Source organism: Dyella monticola, assembly GCF_003363155.1.
GTDB lineage: Bacteria > Pseudomonadota > Gammaproteobacteria > Xanthomonadales > Rhodanobacteraceae > Dyella_B > Dyella_B monticola.
Genome location: NZ_QRBE01000010.1, coordinates 1 through 16,282, shown reverse-complemented (window position 1 = coordinate 16,282; position 16,282 = coordinate 1). Strand labels below are relative to the sequence as shown.

At 60.8% G+C, this 16,282-nt stretch carries 17 protein-coding genes and 1 pseudogene; 4 read left to right on the top strand and 14 right to left on the bottom strand.

Going from position 1 to position 16,282, the window contains the following annotated elements; translation table 11 throughout:
- Positions 1-44: 44 nt before the first annotated feature.
- The 8 genes from DWU98_RS15390 to DWU98_RS15355 form a co-directional block, all read right to left on the bottom strand.
- Positions 45-1,334, bottom strand: coding sequence for an alkaline phosphatase family protein (locus DWU98_RS15390; protein WP_115496452.1), 1,290 nt, complete (start codon positions 1,332-1,334; stop codon positions 45-47).
- Positions 1,335-1,487: 153 nt separating this feature from the next.
- Positions 1,488-2,225: a carbonic anhydrase gene (locus DWU98_RS15385; protein ID WP_115496451.1), complete on the bottom strand. Its 738-nt coding sequence runs from the start codon at positions 2,223-2,225 to the stop codon at positions 1,488-1,490.
- A gap of 162 nt (positions 2,226-2,387) precedes the next feature.
- Positions 2,388-3,644, bottom strand: a complete 1,257-nt coding sequence (locus DWU98_RS15380; protein WP_196239522.1) for a TIGR03862 family flavoprotein — start codon at positions 3,642-3,644, stop codon at positions 2,388-2,390.
- 105 nt (positions 3,645-3,749) lie between these two features.
- Positions 3,750-4,286, bottom strand: coding sequence for a methylated-DNA--[protein]-cysteine S-methyltransferase (locus tag DWU98_RS15375; protein WP_115496449.1), 537 nt, complete (start codon positions 4,284-4,286; stop codon positions 3,750-3,752).
- On the bottom strand, positions 4,283-5,791 hold the full coding sequence (locus tag DWU98_RS15370; protein WP_115496448.1) for an AlkA N-terminal domain-containing protein: 1,509 nt from the start codon (positions 5,789-5,791) through the stop codon (positions 4,283-4,285). Before DWU98_RS15370 ends, DWU98_RS15375 begins: the two co-directional genes overlap by 4 nt.
- Positions 5,792-5,889: 98 nt before the next feature.
- A complete protein-coding gene (locus DWU98_RS15365; protein ID WP_115496447.1) occupies positions 5,890-6,477 on the bottom strand; it encodes a cytochrome b in 588 nt (195 codons plus the stop codon).
- Positions 6,477-7,550 (bottom strand): catalase family peroxidase, encoded by a 1,074-nt coding sequence (locus DWU98_RS15360; RefSeq protein ID WP_115496446.1) that lies wholly within the window; start codon positions 7,548-7,550, stop codon positions 6,477-6,479. Before DWU98_RS15360 ends, DWU98_RS15365 begins: the two co-directional genes overlap by 1 nt.
- A 169-nt stretch (positions 7,551-7,719) precedes the next feature.
- On the bottom strand, positions 7,720-8,286 hold the full coding sequence (locus DWU98_RS15355) for a hypothetical protein (protein WP_115496596.1): 567 nt from the start codon (positions 8,284-8,286) through the stop codon (positions 7,720-7,722).
- A gap of 185 nt (positions 8,287-8,471) precedes the next feature.
- Here DWU98_RS15355 and hutU point away from each other — a divergent pair, with 185 nt between their 5' ends.
- A complete protein-coding gene (gene hutU / locus DWU98_RS15350) occupies positions 8,472-10,142 on the top strand; it encodes a urocanate hydratase (RefSeq protein WP_115496445.1) in 1,671 nt (556 codons plus the stop codon).
- 188 nt (positions 10,143-10,330) lie between these two features.
- Positions 10,331-10,747, top strand: coding sequence for a hypothetical protein (locus DWU98_RS15345; protein ID WP_115496444.1), 417 nt, complete (start codon positions 10,331-10,333; stop codon positions 10,745-10,747).
- 24 nt (positions 10,748-10,771) lie between these two features.
- Here the strand turns inward: DWU98_RS15345 and DWU98_RS15340 are convergent, their stop codons facing one another.
- The 3 genes from DWU98_RS15340 to DWU98_RS15330 form a co-directional block, all read right to left on the bottom strand.
- Positions 10,772-12,106, bottom strand: coding sequence for a metal-dependent hydrolase family protein (locus tag DWU98_RS15340; RefSeq protein WP_115496595.1), 1,335 nt, complete (start codon positions 12,104-12,106; stop codon positions 10,772-10,774).
- Positions 12,107-12,205: 99 nt separating this feature from the next.
- Complete coding sequence (locus DWU98_RS15335; protein WP_158545072.1) at positions 12,206-12,862, bottom strand: antibiotic biosynthesis monooxygenase family protein; 657 nt, start codon at positions 12,860-12,862, stop codon at positions 12,206-12,208.
- A gap of 11 nt (positions 12,863-12,873) precedes the next feature.
- On the bottom strand, positions 12,874-13,872 hold the full coding sequence (locus tag DWU98_RS15330; RefSeq protein ID WP_115496442.1) for an alpha/beta hydrolase: 999 nt from the start codon (positions 13,870-13,872) through the stop codon (positions 12,874-12,876).
- Positions 13,873-14,059: 187 nt separating this feature from the next.
- Here DWU98_RS15330 and DWU98_RS15325 point away from each other — a divergent pair, with 187 nt between their 5' ends.
- Together DWU98_RS15325 and DWU98_RS15320 are read left to right on the top strand one after the other, a co-directional pair.
- The gene (locus DWU98_RS15325) at positions 14,060-14,707 is read left to right on the top strand and encodes a hypothetical protein (RefSeq protein WP_147293338.1); all 648 of its coding nucleotides are present in this window, start codon (positions 14,060-14,062) and stop codon (positions 14,705-14,707) included.
- 14 nt (positions 14,708-14,721) lie between these two features.
- The gene (locus DWU98_RS15320) at positions 14,722-15,132 is read left to right on the top strand and encodes a DUF302 domain-containing protein (protein ID WP_115496440.1); all 411 of its coding nucleotides are present in this window, start codon (positions 14,722-14,724) and stop codon (positions 15,130-15,132) included.
- A gap of 346 nt (positions 15,133-15,478) precedes the next feature.
- Here DWU98_RS15320 and DWU98_RS22290 read toward each other — a convergent pair whose 3' ends face one another.
- The 3 genes and pseudogenes from DWU98_RS22290 to DWU98_RS22280 all read right to left on the bottom strand — a co-directional run.
- On the bottom strand, positions 15,479-15,676 hold the full coding sequence (locus DWU98_RS22290; protein WP_230474871.1) for a hypothetical protein: 198 nt from the start codon (positions 15,674-15,676) through the stop codon (positions 15,479-15,481).
- The gene (locus tag DWU98_RS22285) at positions 15,663-16,082 is read right to left on the bottom strand and encodes a hypothetical protein (protein ID WP_230474870.1); all 420 of its coding nucleotides are present in this window, start codon (positions 16,080-16,082) and stop codon (positions 15,663-15,665) included. The genes DWU98_RS22290 and DWU98_RS22285 overlap by 14 nt, the downstream gene beginning before the upstream one ends.
- Positions 16,063-16,282, bottom strand: a pseudogene (locus tag DWU98_RS22280) (SEL1-like repeat protein); the annotation flags it as partial. The gene DWU98_RS22285 and the pseudogene DWU98_RS22280, both read right to left, overlap by 20 nt.

Genomic DNA, 16,282 nt, shown 5'->3' with positions numbered 1-16,282 from the left:
CTCAAGTGCTCCCTCTTGCCGGCAGGCAGAGGGAGCACACGGTGTTACGGCGCTGCCGTGGTGGCAGGCACCGGCTTCAACATCCCCTGCACATCTTCAAGCTTCCCATCGCTGAAGTTCGGCGTGACGCCGAGCAAGTGCGCCATCAGCGGATAGACGTCCACGTTGGGAAAGCTATGAAACCGGATGCCGCTCTGGAACGCGGGTCCGTGAGCCACGAACAGCGCCTGCATGCGCGGATCGGCATTGTCATAGCCATGTTCTCCGATGCTGACGTGCGGATGCTTGGCCAGATACTTGGTGGTGGTGATGCGCCAGCCCACATCGGCCAGGCACACCAATTGCGGCACGCGCGCATTGGCGCCGTAGTTGAAGCGCTTGGGTATGCGCGTCTTGTCCCAGCACTGCATGTGCTGCTGCGGCTGCTCCATCTTCTCCTCGATGGCGTTGAAATCATGGCCGCGCTTGGGGTTGAAGCCGGCCACCACGCCCAGGCTGACTTCCTGCACGTCATCCATCGGCATCAGCGTGTCGATCAGAACGCTGTTTTCTTTCGGGACGCTGGCCATGCCATGGTCTGCCACCACGATGATGTTGATCGCGTCCAGCAGGTTACGTTGGCGAAGTCCCTCCACAAGGCGCGTCATCGCTTCATCGGTTTCACGAAGCGCCTGGTTCACCTCGGGCGAATCCGGCCCATACGAATGGCCGGCATGGTCGACCGCATCGAAGTACAGGGTGATGAAGCCCGGCCGCTGGTCTTGCGGCAGATCCAGCCATTTGAGCACCTGATCCACGCGCTGATCGGGCGTTACCTTGCCGTCATAGGGTTTCCAATAATCCGGGTGCTTACCCTGGATATCCGCTTCCGAACCCGGCCAGAACATGGTGGCCGTACGCAGCCCGTTTTCATCGGCCGTCACCCATAGCGGCGTGGCCTCGTCCCACCACAGGCCATTACTCACCGCCTTGCGATCACTCAGCGAGAACTTGCCCAATTCAGGATCGACCATCGTGTTGTTCACGATGCCGTTGTGATCGGGAACCATGCCCGTGACGATGGCGTAGTGGTTGGGAAAGGTGAGCGAAGGAAACGAAGGCTGCATCGAGTCGGCATGCACGCCTGTTGCCGCCAGTTGCGCGAGAGTGGGGCTGAAGCCGCGATGGATGTAGTCGGCTCGGTAGGCGTCAATGGAAATGAGCAGCAGTGGCGCGGTGCTTGCCACCTTCGCCTGCTGCGCCGGGCTCGGTGCGGATGGTGCCGCTGGATGCGTGGCACAGGCGGCGCCGAACACGACGAACGAACAGAGCAACAGGCGGGGCAGGCATTTCATGGGCAACGCGATCCGTTTTTTCGAATGACCAGTTGCGAATGATGACGTACTTATATGACTAATTCAGCAGGTCACCGTCGATCGCAGGAATTCGCGCCCGTTGCCACCCTCCGAGACAGGCGCGCCATGCCGTACCGGCATGGCGCGCGGTCTTCATGCGGGTTGTCGCATCAGCACCTTGCCGGTGGCCAGTTGATAGACCCCGCCCACCACCTTCACGCTGCCCTCGCTTACCGCTTTGGATATCACCGGCTGTGCCGATGCGATGCGCGATACGTTGTAATCGACATTCGCGCCGATGGCATTGACCAGGACATCGTTGCCGCCGGCTTCCACCGCTTTGGTGATGCCCGGCCGCACGGCGTCCACGATATCCCAGATATGTCCCGGCAGCGGTGCAGGTTGTTTGATCTCGCTGATGGTGGCCTTGACCGCACCGCACTCGGTGTGGCCAAGCACCACGATCAACGGCACCTTGAGCACTCCCACCGCGTATTCGAGGCTCGCCAGGCTGTCGCCACTCAGATAGTTGCCGGCCACGCGCACCACGAACAGATCGCCCGGCCCTTGGTCGAACACCAGCTCCGGCGCTACGCGTGAGTCGGCGCAGCCAAGGATCGCGGCGATCGGGTATTGCGCTTTTGCACGTGCGGCGCGGCCGACGGAGAAATCCTTGGCATCAAGCTTGTTGGCCGCGTACAGCGCGTTACCTGCGAGCAGGCGCCGTAACGCGGCATCCGGCGAAATGGCGTTTTGCGGTGGCGCCTTATCCGCGAACGCCAGCGTGGGAGCGAGCGCCGTAACGGCGAGCCATCCCAGGCTCATACCCAGGAACTGTCTGCGTGATTGCAGCGAATGCAAAGCATGATCACATGAAGCACGGTCGCACATGGTTCGCCTCCTTCGAGTTGCCAGAACATGAAAGATCTTCAACGAGAGGTGACGCACCTCGATCGCGGAGTGCCGATCGGGGAAATACTGCGCTGATGCTGCGTGCGTTTTAGTCGCAAAACCCGTGACTTTGCAAGGGTTTTCCGCTGCCGGCTCGGTGTTTTAGCGAGGCTGGCGGGCGGACTGCTCAAGCCACGCCGCGGCGGCGCGGCCCGCGCGGTAGCCACTGGCGAAGCACGCCGTCAAAAGATAGCCGCCGGTGGGTGCTTCCCAGTCCAGCATTTCGCCCGCACAAAACACACCGGGCAGGGCTGTCAGCATGAGCGAGCGGTCCGTGGCGTCGAACCGCACGCCACCGGCACTGCTGATGGCCTCGGCCAGCGGGCGCGCCTGGGTGAGGCGTAGCGGCAGGCTCTTGATGGTACGGGCCAGGACGTCGGGATCGTGGCGTTGCGCCGGATCCAGCACTTCATGCAGCAACGCGACCTTCACGCCGGTCAATCCCGTCTGGCGACGCAGATGTTCGGCTAAGCTGCGGCGCCCGTGGGGCTTGGCCAGATCGTGAGCGAGGCGCTCCACGGTACGATCCGGTGCGAGATCCAGTTCGAGCACGGCGTGACCGTGCCGGGCGATGCTTTTGCGCAGGTCGGCCGAGAGCGCATAGATCAGGCTGCCTTCGATACCGGTTTGTGTCATCACGCATTCACCACGGCGTTGCTGCAACGTTCCGGACGTGTCGTACCAGCGTGCAACCACGGACTTGAGCGGCGCACCGGCGTGATGTGTCGCCATATACGTGCTCCATGCGATGTCGAACCCGCAATTGGATGCCTGCAACGGTGCTACCTCAACGCCACGCTGCGTCAACCACGATTGCCATGCACCATCCGAACCAAGCTGTGGCCAGCTACCGCCGCCCAATGCGAGCACGACGGCGTCCGTGCGTACAAAGCATTCGCCATCCGACGTAGCGAACCGTAACGCGCCATCATCGCGCCAGCCAAGCCAGCGATGATGCACGTGAAAGCGCACACCACTCTCGCGTAGGCGATGCACCCAGCTGCGCAATAACGGCGCGGCCTTCAAGTCGTTCGGAAAAACGCGGCCGGAGCTCCCCACGAAGGTTTCCACGCCCAGCTCACGTGCCCACGCGCGCAGTGCATCGGCATCGAAATCGTCCAGCCATGCGGCGACCTCATGGACACGCTCGCCATAGCGCTGCTCGAAGCCGGGTCGTGCTTCGCTGTGCGTAAGGTTCATGCCGCCTTTGCCGGCGATCAGAAATTTGCGCCCGACGGAACCTTTGGCTTCATACACATCCACCTCCGCACCGTGCGCACGTGCGGTTTCGGCCGCCATCAGCCCCGCAGGGCCACCGCCGATGATCGCCAGACTGGGAAGATGTTGTGCGCGAGACATGCCATGCAACGCCGGGAAAGAGGCACATTGTAAACACGGCATCCCCAGGTTGCTTAACGTATGGGGATCATTCGGTGCCCCAACGTCCGCTGGAGCGGGAATACATCACGCCAATGGAAGCGCATTGCAATCGCCGAACAGATCGCCACGTGCCACACGGTCTTCCATCGCCAGCAAAAAGCGCTTCGTCGGCAAACCGCCGCCGAAACCAGTCAGACTGCCATTGCTGCCGATCACGCGATGGCAAGGCAGCACAATCGGCAGAGGGTTGCGTCCATTGGCGGCACCCACAGCACGCATCGCCTGCGGCTGGCCGATGCGGCGTGCGAGTTCGCCGTAGCTGATGGTGGTGCCGTAGGGAATCTTTGCCAGTGCTTGCCATACCGTCACCTGGAAGCTCGTTCCCAGCGGATGCAGCGGCAGTTTGAAGTGTTTGCGCGTGCCGGCGAAGTACTCATCCAGTTGCGTGCGCGCGAACGTGAGCTTGGATGGATCGTGCTTCCATGCAGGGTCGGGCGCTCTACGGTGCTTGCCGGTTTCAAACCACACTTCACGCAGACCGCTGGCATCGGCCGCCAGCAACAGGCTGCCGATTGGCGTGGACATGTGGTCGTACCAGATGATGTCGTTCGATGTCGTCATGCCGTTACTCTCGCTCGAGGTGCTGCTGGCTTGCTGGATGAGCTGGCGCTACGCCACAGATGGATCACCGCATAGGCACGCCACGGGCGCCAGGCTTGGGCGCGTTGCGTCAAGGCTTTGGTGGTGAGCATGTCCGCACCTTGCGAAGCGGCGCGGCGCAGAATCAGATCGGCCGCGGGAAATGCATCCGGGTGACTCAATGCGCGCATCGCCATGTAATGCGCGGTCCACTCGCCGATGCCCGGCAACGCTACCCAGCGCTGGACGAATTCGTCCAGTGATTGCTCCACGCGAAAATCTACGCGGCCATCCAAAACGGCACGCGCTACGCCACGGATGCTTTGTGCGCGGGCCGTGGTAATGCCCAGAGCGCCCAGATCCGCATCAACCAACGCATCCGGTGTAGGGAATAGGCACTCAAGGCCAGGTGCGATTGCCGTCGGCAATGGCTCGCCATAGCGGTGCACGATCCGCGACGCCAGCGTGCGCGCCGCCGCCACACTGACTTGTTGACCGAGAATGGCGCGTACCGCTACTTCGAAACCATCCCAGCTTCCAGGCAGGCGAAGGCCTGGGTGCTTGCGCAATAACGCACGCATCGGTCGATCGGGATGCAGCGCATCGGCGATGGCTTGCGGATCGGCATCCAGGTCGAACATGCGGCGGATGCGCGTCACCACATTCAGCATCTGCGCCGGTTGCGGGCAATGCAGTTGGAGGCGCAGCGCATTTTCTTGGCCGGTCCATGCGCTCAGGCGCAACCAGCCCGGCGATTGCGTGGGGCCGAATACGCGCGAATAACTTTCTTCGTCGACGACTTCGATGCCGGGCAGCGCACGGCCGCGTAGAAACGCCAGCATCGATGCAAAATCGTAAGGTGGCCGATAGTTCAGCCGCAGCGTCAACCAGTCTGCGCTGCCTGCATGCGGTTGACGACGTAGATCGCGCGGTGGCATGCGATTGGCTTGCGCAAACGCCGCATTGAAGCGGCGCAGGCTGCCGAACCCCGACGCAAGCGCGACTTCCGTGACGGGCATGCGCGTTTCAGTCAGCAGTTGCTTGGCGAACAACAGGCGGCGCGTGGTGTGCACATCGATCGGCGGCGCGCCCAGTCGTTCCACGAACAGCCGGCGTAATTGACGTGCGCCGAGGCCCACGCGTCGTGCCAGCTCGTCCACGGGGTGGTCCTGCAGTAATCCGCCTTCGATCAGCTTCAAGGCCCGTGTTATCACATGATCGCCGCGTTGCCATGCATCGTTGCCAGGCGCCAGTTCCGGCCTGCAGCGCAGGCACGGACGGAAACCTGCCGTTTCGGCGGCCGCGGCGGTGGTGTAGTAACGAATGTTTTCACGCTTAGGCGACGGTGCAGGGCACACCGGCCTGCAATAAATGCCGGTGCTGCGCACGGCAATGAAGAACAATCCATCGAAGCGTGCGTCGCGGCTCAACCGAGCCCGTTCGCAGGTCTGCGGGTCCAGCGCGGGGAGGGCGGGAGGATTTGGCATGTACGCAGGCTAACATCATCGCCAGCGCAAAACTCGCCGTTTTCGGACATCAATGCCAATCGCCTTTAAACCTCCCCGCGATGCGGGGGAGGGTCGTTCTATTCCTGCGGCAGCGAAGGCGGCGGCTCTGCCACGTTCCCCTCAGGTTTGCGGCCAAAACCGGTCATGCTCGAAAGCACGCCATCGCGCCGAATCAATCCGTGATACAGCGCGGCACCCAGGTGTGCGAGGAAGGTGAGGAACAACAACATCGCCAGCCACGCATGCGTATGACGCAGGATCGCGAAGGCTGTCGCGCTCACAGGGAAAATCGGCGGAAGCCGCAGCGAATGACTCAGCATCACCGGATAGCCGCCCGCCGACAGCATGGCCCAGCCAACGAGCGGGATGACCAGCATCAGTGCATAGAGCAAGTAGTGCGATGCGTACGCAGCGATTTTTTGGATAGCAGGCAGATCATCAGGCAAGGGCGGCGGCGGATTGCGCAGACGTACGATCAATCGCACGATGGCAAGAAGGAGGATGGCGATGCCAAGCGGCTTGTGAATGGCGATCAACCACGCGTGGCGTTCGGAGACGGATGCCACCATGCCCACGCCGATGAACAGCATCGACACAATCAGTATCGCCATCAACCAGTGCAGCGCACGGGCGGCCCATACAAAGGATGCAGGAGCGCGAGTCATCAGTTGGCCTCCGGTGAGGTTTTCGGTGTGGCGGTACCTGGCAAATGCGCTTCTTCGCTGGTGCGGCGTAAATAGGACGTGGCATACGCTGCCGAGCGCGCGGGAAGCAGGGGGTCATCCGATATCTCGATGCCGTGCGGCAGCACGGTCGGGTCATAGTTGATATCGCGACAGGCACCGCTTTCCTGCGGCGTGGTGCTGGTGAGTACCAGCGTGCCCGCATCGACCTCACGACGATCGGATGGCCATTCTTTGGTCGCATCATTGGTGGGATCGCCAGGATTGGCCAGGGTAATCACCAGATGCCAGCGCTGCGGGCCTTGTGCCAGCCGTTGCGCGAGATCGGCATCGAGATAATTCGGATCGCTGCCGCCGGTTGATGCATCGCTCGCTTCCGGCACCATCCGCCAGCGCACCGCATGGTGTACGCCGTTTGCATCGACGAAGACAAACGCATTCAAGCTCCAATAGCTTTCGGTCACGTAGCTGGCAGATGGTTTCGCTGTTTTCACCCACGCGCCAAACGCGGCGGTTTCCGGATGGGCGGCAAAGAACGCAGCGAGTTTTGCCGGATCGGGTTTATGCGTGGAAGGATCGGGCTGCTGCGCTTGCAATAGTTCGAAGAATGCCTGCGGTGTGGTAACGGGAAACACCGGCATGCTGTTCATGCCGGTGCGCCACTGTTGGCCATTGGCTTGAGTAAAACGCAATGCCATGCTTCGAATCGGCGAACTGCTGTCGGGTGCATAGGGGTTGCCGACAGGAACCGCAAAGCGACCCACCACGGGCGTTCGGCCGGGCGCGAATACTTGTGCAAGCGAATACGCCTGCGCCTGTCCATTGCTGTCGAAGTAACCCGCCACGCAAACACCCTTGGCATGATTGCGCCGGTAACCGGAAAACACTCCCGCATTGGTCTGCAACTGATCGACCATGCGTTGCGCCGTCACTCGGTGCGGCGCGAACCATCCGCCAACGTAGACGAATGTGAGAACGATAAGGATCAGCACAATGGCTATGAGCGCAAATCGCAGCATCAGGCTTGGAGCGGAGAGCGATTGTTGGGTTCGCATGGGTATGTTTCCGGGAATAACGCCGGTTACTTCGAAGGCCACCGGCAGAGGGTTACATCGTTGGCGTAGAACGACCTGCCAGGCATGTGAGTACCTGTTGCGCTACGCGGGTCATGCGCCACGCGCGTGAATGCCGGAACGGTTGGGCGACAGTTCCTTCGGATACCGGTTATTTCACCGGCGCCATCAAATGCTCGTACGGCGTGCCCGCCCACATCACATAAGGCATGCTTGTGTCCGGGTTCGGGCTCTTCGGGTACATGTCGTAGAAAGCAGGGTCGGCACCCACGATCATGAAATGCGGTCCGGTCTTGATCCAATGATTGTTCGGCAGCGGTTTGGGTGCGTAGGGATCGGTGTTGCTGGCATCCGTGCCGCCTTCGAGCATGTACATCACCCCCATCTTGCCGGTTGGTGGCGGTTTGTGAGCCATATAGGCCTGGGCCCATGCCAATGCATTTTTATCCATGCACATGGAATCGGGGCCGGGCGTGGCCGGGTTGTCCGGCATGCAGGTATAACCGTTGGTGCCCTGGCGCAGCGTGCGCAGGGTGCCGTCGGCATTCATGGCGATGATGGTGGCCCCTTTTCCAACGGTTGCTGGCGCCGCACGCATCGCGCTGGCAATGAGCTCGGCGTCGCTGGGGGTATTTCTGTCGGCTGCCAATCCTCCGCTCGTAGCGACGAGCAGCGCAGCGATGACGGCGGTCCGGTACATCGAGCCTGTCGCTCTCATAAGGCCTCCCGCGTCGATGGAGCGACCATCCCAGATTCCGCGAGTGAGTCTGGGCGCGGCGTTCGTGCCTGTCAATCGCGGCTGAGCGCCGCATTTGGCGCCCGCGCTTTTGCCGCACTGCAGTTGGCGGCCTTGAAACGGGACGACCATAATGACGGTTTCCCATGGCAGTCGCAGGCACCCCGATGAACGCCCCCACCCGCATCGACACCACTCGCATCATTCACGCCCCACGCGGCACGGAGCTCACCTGCAAGAGCTGGCTTACCGAGGCGCCGTATCGCATGATCCAGAACAACCTGGATCCGGCCGTGGCGGAAAACCCGGCAGAACTCGTAGTTTACGGTGGTATTGGTCGCGCCGCGCGCAACTGGGAATGCTTCGACGCCATCCTGCGCGCACTGCGCGATCTCAACGATGATGAAACCTTGCTCGTGCAATCGGGTAAGCCGGTGGGCGTGTTTCCCACCCACCCCGACGCACCGCGCGTGCTGATCGCCAACTCCAATCTCGTGCCGGCCTGGTCGAACTGGGAGCACTTCAACGAGCTGGATAAGAAGGGCTTGATGATGTACGGCCAGATGACGGCCGGTTCATGGATCTACATCGGCTCGCAAGGCATCGTGCAAGGCACTTACGAAACCTTCGTTGAAATGGGTCGTCAACACTATGGCGGCAGCCTCAAGGGTAAATGGATTCTCACCGCCGGGCTCGGTGGCATGGGCGGTGCGCAACCGTTGGCCGCGTCGTTGGCCGGCGCCTGCAGCCTGAATATCGAATGCCAGCAAAGCCGCATCGATTTCCGCCTCAAGACGCGGTATGTCGATGAGCAAGCGAGCGATCTCGACGATGCATTGGCACGCATCGAGAAATACACCAAGGCCGGCGAAGCGAAATCCATCGCCTTGCTCGGCAATGCTGCCGACGTGCTACCCGAACTCGTGCGCCGTGGCGTGAAGCCTGAAGCCGTTACCGATCAAACCAGCGCACACGATCCGGTCAACGGTTATCTGCCGCAAGGCTGGACGGTGGAGCAGTGGTTCGAGCGCCGCAAGAGCGATCCGAACGGCACGCGCGATGCCGCCAAGAAATCGATGAAGAAACACGTGGAAGCGATGCTCGCTTTCCACGCGCAAGGCATTCCCACGTTCGACTACGGCAACAACATCCGCCAGATGGCGAAGGACGAGGGCTGTGCCAATGCGTTCGATTTCCCGGGCTTCGTACCGGCCTTCGTGCGCCCGCTGTTCTGCCGTGGTGTGGGGCCGTTCCGTTGGGTCGCGCTTTCCGGCGATCCGGAAGACATCATCAAAACCGATGCCAAGGTGAAGGAGCTGATCCCCGACGATCCGCACCTGCACAACTGGCTCGACATGGCGCAAAAGCGCATCAGCTTCCAGGGTTTGCCGGCGCGCATCTGCTGGGTGGGTTTGGGGCAACGCCACAAACTCGGTCTCGCCTTCAACGAAATGGTGCGCAAGGGCGAGTTGAAAGCCCCCGTCGTGATCGGCCGTGATCATTTGGATTCCGGTTCCGTCGCCAGCCCCAACCGCGAAACCGAAGCCATGAAAGATGGCAGCGATGCCGTTTCCGATTGGCCGCTGTTGAACGCTTTGCTCAACACCGCCGGCGGTGCGACCTGGGTAAGCTTCCACCACGGTGGTGGCGTCGGCATGGGTTACAGCCAGCATTCGGGTGTGGTGATTGTGTGCGATGGTAGCGAAGCGGCTGACAAGCGCATCGCGCGCGTGCTGTGGAACGATCCAGGCACCGGTGTGATGCGGCATGCGGATGCGGGATATGAAATCGCCGTTCAGTGCGCCAAGGAGCAGGGGCTGAAATTGCCCATGTTGTGACGGGTAATTGCCTCATCTATGCTACGTGTGCATTACGCCCTCGTGAGAGGGCGTAATGGTATTCGGGTTTAGGGGATCTATTTATAAAAACAGCCACGCAATCCAATTGCGCGGCCAGCTGCTGGTGCGCGTGTGGCTGGCGTCCTCAATCCCGATCGAATCCACGTTGAAGGACTTGAGGAACACGTATGGATAACTTGAATGTAGATGACAGCCGACGTTCGGAAATCGCCTTGCGCAATCAGCGTCGTGACCTGGGCGAGCGCGATCACAAGCTCATGATGTTCATGTTCGGCGTTCTGGCGTATTCCGCTTTTGCCAATTCAGTCGTCGGCGTGGTGCGGTTCTTTACAAGTTCGCCTTCACTGATGTCGACGATCAGCTCATTGGTGCTGGGAGTTATTTATGCAGTTGCCGCACATCACGTTTGGACCAGCAAATCGCCGCGCTGGTGGCTTATCGCGTTGCCGGCAGTGTTAACCATCGGCATTATCGCGGCTACGCTGCTATTTTCCCCGATTGCCTTAGCGTTAAATATAGCGCTGCTGGCGGTTATTCCATTTCGCGTGAAGGTACAGAGGCAGTTGGCGTCCTTGCCAACCTGATGCCGATACGATCTACACGCAGCTTCACTGCGGCTGCTTGTAGATCGCACCGCCTTTCATCACAAACGGTACGTGCTCGATGGCGCTGATATCCTGGGTAGGATCGCCTTGCACAGCGATGACGTCCGCATCCAGCCCGGCCTTGAGCTGCCCGAAGTTATCCTGCTGCCGCAAAATCTTCGCATCCACGGCCGTTGCGGCCAGCAGGGCGCGAGCGGGTGACATGCCGTCGCGCACCATCCATTCGAGTTCTTTGTAGTTGGTGCCGTGGGTGAATACGCCCACGTCGCTGCCGCAGCCGATGGTGACGCCGGCTTGCATGGCGAACTTGAATGCATTAGCGGCTTGTTGCATTTCCGCGGTCGGCGCGTCACCGGGTTTCCAGCCTTGGAAGTATTCGGCGTATGCGGCGACCGCTTCCAACGTGGGCAGATAGGCAACGTCGTGCTGCTTCATCAGCCTGAATACGTCGGGCGTCCCGCCGAAGCCATGTTCGATGGTGTTGACGCCGGCAAGCACTGAACGGCGCATGCCTTCTGCCGTGGTGGAGTGCACGGAAACGGGCAGGCCCAGCGAGTGGGCGGCTTCGACGCCGGCGTTCAATTCTTCCTGTGTGAAGGTGGGTACGGAGCCCTTGCTTTTGCCGCAGTGGTAATCGGCATAGATCTTGATCCAGTCCGCGCCATGGCCGGCCTGGTCGCGCACCGCGTCGATCATCTCGGGAACACCGCTGACCGGGATGCCGCCCTGCGGAATCGTCATGTCGGTGCGAAAACCCATCGGTCCCGGGCCATAACAATGGGCGGCAATCGTCGCGCGCGTGGCCACGAACAGGTGCGGACCAGGGATCAGGCCATCATTGATGGCATGTTGCACGTCCACGTCGGAATAGCCTGCGCCTTCCGTGCCCAGATCGCGCAGCGCGGTGAAGCCGGCCATCAAGGTGTCGTGCACATGTTTGACGGCTTCGATGGTGCGATAGGAGAGCGTCTCTTTCAGAACCTGATCGTTCCACAACGTTTCGTTGTAAGGATGCAGGAAAATGTGCGAGTGCGCATCGATCAGACCAGGCAGCAGTGTGGTGCCGGGCAGGTCGATGGTTTGTGTGCCGGGCGGCGCATGCACATCCGACGCGGACCCCACGGCGGCGATTTTGCCGCCTTGCACCAGCACGACCCAGCCCGCATGAGCCTGTTCGCTACGTGCATCAAACACGCGATCGGCCTTGAGCAGCCAAGGATGATCAACGGGTTTGGGAACGGTAGTCGTGTCGGCGGCGAGCGCGGACGCGCCCATCACGCAAGCGATCGCCATGCTGCCAAACAGCGCAGCAATGCGCTGGAACCGATGCTTCGACATGTCTTTCCCCCCATGCTTGTCTTCGGCCGGATCGCCCATTTATAGCAAGAACGGACCAGTTCCGATAAGCAGGCCTTTCTTCACAGACGGCTGAAGAAGCTAGACAGCCGGGTAGTACTGGGGCGCCTCGCGGCGATCGCGCAGCCGGTAATCGCGAATCACTCGAATCGCATAGACGCGTGCGCCGGCATCGTCGCGGCGGATGGCTTCACGAGCGATATCATCCGCTTGCGCCTGGGTGTTCCATGCGGCCAGAAGCGCTACGCGGCCAGCTCCATCGAGGTGATCGAACACATCGCTGTCGACGACACCCGGGTTCGCCGCATGAGCCGATTCCCAAAGCGAAGAACGTGATGAAAGCAGGCCATCGATGAGGGTGAGGGCGGTGGCTTGCCCCGTTTGCGTCGAATCCTGCCGAACCCAACCTACATCGCGATCCGAAAAAGGGCCGGCAACACGCGTAACCTCACCGACGCGAATGCGATAATCGTCGAGCACACCTTGCCGTCCGCGCACTTGCGCCGCATGGTGTTGCTCCAGCGTTCGCCAATGCACGATCGCTTTCTCGTTATCCCACAAGGACAAGGAAAGCAGGTAGCCATCGCGGGAGCGACTGCGAAACCGTTCGTTCTCCAGAAAGCCGGGTATCTTCTCCAGCTCCGGGCGCAGGCTGCGAGCCATCTGCAAATAGTCGTCCGCGTGTGAAGGATTGGGCTTCACCTCGAAAACGACGGCGAACAGTGAGCGGATGGGCATAGTGGTAACCATCAGGGCGCCATGTCTTCGGCGGCATGGATGAAAGCGTTCACGCTTTCGTAGAGCGAATACCTGTTTCGTTCCAAGTGCATGACGTGTGTGCCATCGTCGATGCGCAGGCGCCACTTTAGCGGGCTGGCAGTGAACCTCTGAAGAAAAGACGTTGCACCCGCATCGTTCACCACGTCATCGTAGTTGCCGTACACCACAAAAACAGGAACGATCACGTCCCGAGCGTCATAGGGATACTGTCCCGCAGAAACCGCATCGATATCAGCAAGCGGACCGTAGGGAATGCGCAATGTTTCCGGCTTGTCGCCCGCAACATGGGGCACGGAAGCGGCGAAGGAGGGCGCCCAGGTGTTGTCCACGGCGGGCTCGAGCAAATGCTGGTCGGGCGGAAGGACGTCCTTGAAGCGCAGCTGCTCCAAGCGTTGCTGTGCGGTAAGGGGCCACCAGGCGGCTTGAGGCGTAGTGTCGGCAGTGGCCTTCACCGGAACGATCGGGCCGAACAACGTCAGCGACGAAAGCGCATCAGGATGACGGGCCGCGAAAGCTGCGGCCGCTACCGTTCCCCAGGAATGCGCCACGATGTGGACCGCCGTCATGCCTTGTTTTTTGCGCAACGCATCCACAGCAAGGGCGATTTCGTTTGCGGCTTCGTTTGCATCAGTCACCGGTGCCGCGGCATGCGCCGGCCCCATCATTGCCGGCGGCCGGCTGGACGCACCAAAGCCGAGAAAATCCAGGCCGCACGCAACATAGCCTTTTCGTGCCATGTATTCGAGCCAGGAATCGCCCGGTGCAAATTCGAAGCCGGAAGCCAGCATCGTGGGGAAGCTCGCCCCATGAATAAACAGCACACTCGTGCGGGAAGCTTGAGCAGGGCGTGCGCAGTGCAGGGCGAGATGTTGCTTGGGCGCACCTGGCATGTCGATATAGATCGTGTTGACGGGAATAGCGTGCAGTGCAACCGATGAAGCCAGCGCCAGCATGAGCGATGCGAGCATGTGTGATCCTGAAGTAGGCTGTTGGCGTGAAGCTAGTCCGCTGGGATGGGGGATGTTTCGGTCTTCACCAAAACATGCACGCAAATCGGATGCTCCGGGCTCGCTGGCAGCCCATGTCCGCCGGCTCGCCGCCGCCTCTAGGCAGCGTGTACCATCCGGGCACTGAGGTGTCTTGGCAGGAGCTGGCGTGAAAGCGACGATGTTGAGGCAAACATGGGTATTTATCGCTATCTGCGCACCGGGTGGGGTCGTGGGGCAAAACACGCTTGCACCCGTGCAAGTCACTGCCCCGGCGTACACATCACATCACGGCGGTTATCTCATCTCCGGCGATTTCAGGACGGATCCGCATCTACCCTCCGTGGTGTTTCCATCGCAGGCCCTGGTGACCGATGACATACTCAGCGTGCAGCCCACTTACCTCGCCGATGACGACTACCTCGTGGTGCAGGAATGCGCGTCGGTCGATTGCAGTCGCGCCAGCATCGTGCGCGTGTGGAATCCCAGCGGTGCGGCCACGGCCTCGCAGAACAGCGAAAATCGCATCCTGATTCAACATGAAAACAAGTATTGGATCTGGTTGAAGCATTTTCCCGAACCGCTCGCTTGCGCGGACTGCCAAAGTCACTACTACACGAGCTTCGAGCCGTTCAGCCCACCCATGGTGCTTATGCCGAGTGGGGAACTGGCTGCCTTCAACAAAGATGCCATTCTGGAGGCGCGCGCCGAGAACCCGGTGCCGGTGACATCGCAATCACACGAAGGTTCGACCTTTGTGGTTACGTATGAAGATGGCACGACGGTCAGGATCCGGCGCATGCATGCCGACCACTGATGAGGTGATGCACAATGACTCGTTCAACCGAAAGCTCCGGCGTTCTGCGTTTTGCAAGCAACTTTTCATTCGACGTTACCGTGCAGCGGTTGCATGCGGCATTCGCAGCGCACGGTATCAAGGTATTTGCCACCATCGATCAGCAAGCGGAGGCCGTGGCGGTGGGATTGTCGATGCCACCCACCACGCTCATCGTCTTCGGCAGCCCCAAAGCCGGTACGCCGCTGATGCTTGCCAACCCGGCTGCGGGTATCGATCTTCCATTGAAGGTGCTGATCGTTGAGTCCGGGGCCGGAAACGTGGAAGCCTTTATGAATACGGCCAAATACGTGATCGAACGGCACGCACTGTCGCCAGCGTTCGAAGCAAATCTTTCACCGGTCGAGCGGCTTGTTGCGAACACGCTGACGGCAGCAAAGCTTTGATCATGCCGAGTTAGCCTCAGGTGGATGATGTTCGATGAAATCATGGCCTTGGACTGCGGCAGAGCGCTCAGTACTGCACGCGACCGCGCGGAGGCACCGCCTGAAAACAAACGGTGAACTCATGGTGCTGTCAGTTCTGTCGGCAGCGGTAGGGTGGATGGCCCAGCATTGTTGCAAGCGACACGCGAAGGCTCCTGTGACATGAAGATACGCTCGGGCAATGTGAAGCCGCGCAGCTTTAACAGAGCAAGCGGCCCGGCGCCGACCTGTGTACGCAGCACATAACGCAGCGCTTCGGTATCCGGCGGCGATCAGGTCAGTTCATAGCGCGTGCTATCGAGCGGCTTCACCTTGGCGAGCAGGGGCAGGAACGCCCAATCACCTGTGCGATCAAAACCTGCCGCACACCGGCATCCAGCGTTTGCCACGTTAGCGCGGTGTGGCCATTGAGCCCATCGCCCGGCCACGCGATGAGCGAGCATGCCTCTTGTTGGCTGAAGTACACCACCTGCTGCTTGTCGATGGTCAGCTCAGAGTGCGTCACGTTCGGCGTGGGTTGCGGCATGATTTCGAAGCGATAGCCGGCGTCGCCTTGTGCATATAAATGGGCGCCGAGCACCGGCCAGCTCCACGGCAAGGAGTCGTGTGATCAATACCGTGAAGGGTTTGACGTACTGGCCCAATTCGGCGAATGACGCATCGGCGTTTGTGTCGTAGAACGGATAGCGCCCATCGAAAGCACTGTTGAACGGCATCGCCAGGCTCGCGCGCCACAGCACGTTCAAACTGGCAGCGGTCGGTTGCAGAATCGTTTGCCATGCGCCATCGAGTGGCCGCGCAAACAAGGCATCGCCTAACGCCTGCGTGCCGGACGGGTATTTCACCGGAATTTGGCCGCTACTGTCGATGACGCCTTGCATGCGTGGCCTTTCACGATGCGTGATCGGCATGACGCACCAACTCCCAAGTAACCTCGATGTCCTGGTAGCGCATGCCGAAGATATCGTCCAGCAGGCTAAGCCAGCGGGGTTGGTAGCGGCGATACGTGGGCAGTACATCGCCCTTGCGGAAGCGTCGTTTGTGCAGCACCAGGCCCTCTTCGATGCGGATGCACCATTGCCCGCTTTCCGGGCAACGCAGGCCGGTTTTT

Coding starts and splice junctions, on each gene's coding strand:
- DWU98_RS15390 (WP_115496452.1), bottom strand. CDS start 1,334: ATGAAATGCCTGCCCCGCCTGTTGCTCTGTTCGTTCGTCGTGTTCGGC.
- DWU98_RS15385 (WP_115496451.1), bottom strand. CDS start 2,225: ATGTGCGACCGTGCTTCATGTGATCATGCTTTGCATTCGCTGCAATCA.
- DWU98_RS15380 (WP_196239522.1), bottom strand. CDS start 3,644: ATGTCTCGCGCACAACATCTTCCCAGTCTGGCGATCATCGGCGGTGGC.
- DWU98_RS15375 (WP_115496449.1), bottom strand. CDS start 4,286: ATGACGACATCGAACGACATCATCTGGTACGACCACATGTCCACGCCA.
- DWU98_RS15370 (WP_115496448.1), bottom strand. CDS start 5,791: ATGCCAAATCCTCCCGCCCTCCCCGCGCTGGACCCGCAGACCTGCGAA.
- DWU98_RS15365 (WP_115496447.1), bottom strand. CDS start 6,477: ATGACTCGCGCTCCTGCATCCTTTGTATGGGCCGCCCGTGCGCTGCAC.
- DWU98_RS15360 (WP_115496446.1), bottom strand. CDS start 7,550: ATGCGAACCCAACAATCGCTCTCCGCTCCAAGCCTGATGCTGCGATTT.
- DWU98_RS15355 (WP_115496596.1), bottom strand. CDS start 8,286: ATGAGAGCGACAGGCTCGATGTACCGGACCGCCGTCATCGCTGCGCTG.
- hutU (WP_115496445.1), top strand. CDS start 8,472: ATGAACGCCCCCACCCGCATCGACACCACTCGCATCATTCACGCCCCA.
- DWU98_RS15345 (WP_115496444.1), top strand. CDS start 10,331: ATGGATAACTTGAATGTAGATGACAGCCGACGTTCGGAAATCGCCTTG.
- DWU98_RS15340 (WP_115496595.1), bottom strand. CDS start 12,106: ATGTCGAAGCATCGGTTCCAGCGCATTGCTGCGCTGTTTGGCAGCATG.
- DWU98_RS15335 (WP_158545072.1), bottom strand. CDS start 12,862: ATGCCCATCCGCTCACTGTTCGCCGTCGTTTTCGAGGTGAAGCCCAAT.
- DWU98_RS15330 (WP_115496442.1), bottom strand. CDS start 13,872: ATGCTCGCATCGCTCATGCTGGCGCTGGCTTCATCGGTTGCACTGCAC.
- DWU98_RS15320 (WP_115496440.1), top strand. CDS start 14,722: ATGACTCGTTCAACCGAAAGCTCCGGCGTTCTGCGTTTTGCAAGCAAC.
- DWU98_RS22285 (WP_230474870.1), bottom strand. CDS start 16,082: ATGCCGATCACGCATCGTGAAAGGCCACGCATGCAAGGCGTCATCGAC.